Here is a 1572-nt window from a genome sequence, read left to right as displayed (position 1 = left end):
TGGAGGAGTGCACATGATTCCGAGGGGATCCATCCGAGCAAAACTGCTCATCGGGCTGGGGACGGTCGCGTTGATCGCCGCAGCCTGTGGCGGTGGCTCAAGCCCGGCGCCGTCCACGGCGACCACGTACAAGATCGGCTACTCGAACGGTGGCGGCGTCGGTAACGGCTTCCGCGAGGAGCAGGTCTGCACCGCCAAGGCGCAGGCCAAGGTCTCCGGGCTCGTCTCCGAGCTCACGACCATTCACCGCGACACCGATGCGGCCGGCCAGCTTCAGGATCTTCGCGACCTGATTGCCAAGGGCGTGAACGCCATCGTCTTCAACCCGAACGATCCCGACGCGCTCAACCCGGCGCTTGCCGAGGCCAAGGCCGCGGGCATCAAGACGGTCTCGGTTGACGCCTACGTCACGGACCCGGATACCTACAACCTGTACAACAACCAGATCAAGTACGCCGAGATCGGTGCCAAGTGGCTGTTCGATCAGCTTGGTGGCAGCGGCACGGTCTACTACATGCGCGGCATCGCCGGCCATCCGGCCGACAGCGACCGCGACATCGGGTTCAAGAATGTCCTCAAGGACTACCCGAACATCAAGGTCGTGCCGAACGCCGACGGCGTCGCCACGGGCTGGGATCCGGTCCAGGGGACGAAGCTCATCAACGACTTCATCTCCAGCGGCCAGTACGACAGCATCCAGGGAATCTGGACCTCCGGTATCGACTCGGTCGTGGTTGACGCCATCAAGGCCGCCAACAAGAAGTTCGTGCCGATCGTCGGTGCCGACCTCGGCGGTTTCGTGGCCCAGCTCCTCGACCCGACCGGCTACCCGGATCTCAAGGGCATTGCCGTCACCAACACCGCCGCCGTCGGTGGCGCCGGTGTCGGTCTGGCCCTCAAGCTCCTGAAGGGCGAGAGCGTCACGTTGGCGCCCGCGCCGGCCCGAGCCAACACGGTCCTCCTGGATCCGGTTGGCGCCGACAACACGTCCGATGCGGGCAAGGCCCTGCTGAAGTCGTGGCAGGTCGATGGTCTCGATCCGAACTGGCCGCTCGGCCTCCAGATCGAGGGTTACACGACCTACACCGGCGCAGAGGCCGTTGCCTGCAAGGGCCCCGGCGAATAGTCCCCAACTAGCGGAACGACCAGGGAGGATGCCGGCCCCGCCGGCATCCTCCCTTCCTGATCACCCCGGACTGGACCCATGACCGTCACCGGCACGGAACTGCTGCTCGAGGCGACCGGCGTCGCCAAGACCTACGGCGCGGTCGTCGCCCTGCGATCGGCCTCGCTGTCCGTGCGCCCGGGCGAGGTCCATGCGCTCATGGGCGCCAACGGCGCCGGCAAGAGCACACTGGTCAAGATCCTGACGGGCGCCGTCCGACCGGACGCGGGCCGGATCACGGTTCGCGGTATCGAGCGCACGGTCCATTCACCGGCCGAGGCGCGGCGCGGTGGCGTCGTGTCGGTCTACCAGGAGCCGTCGCTCATCCCCGACCTCGACATCCGATCGAACCTGCGGTTGACCGAAACCCCGCTCGATGCGTTCCGGCAGTCGCTCGACGACCTCGG

2 protein-coding genes are annotated in these 1572 nt (G+C 66.6%); both read left to right on the top strand.

Annotated elements, in window-relative coordinates:
• The coding region (locus EPO09_RS21905) for a substrate-binding domain-containing protein (protein ID WP_290646695.1) at positions 1-1126 on the top strand (1126 nt) is incomplete at its 5' end.
• A 78-nt stretch (positions 1127-1204) separates the two neighbouring features.
• On the top strand, positions 1205-1572 hold a 368-nt coding region (locus EPO09_RS21900), incomplete at its 3' end, for an ATP-binding cassette domain-containing protein (RefSeq protein ID WP_290646693.1).

This window comes from Aquabacterium sp., from assembly GCF_004297345.1.
Lineage (GTDB): Bacteria > Pseudomonadota > Gammaproteobacteria > Burkholderiales > Burkholderiaceae_C > Aquabacterium.
This window is presented reverse-complemented; position numbering and strand designations above follow the sequence as displayed.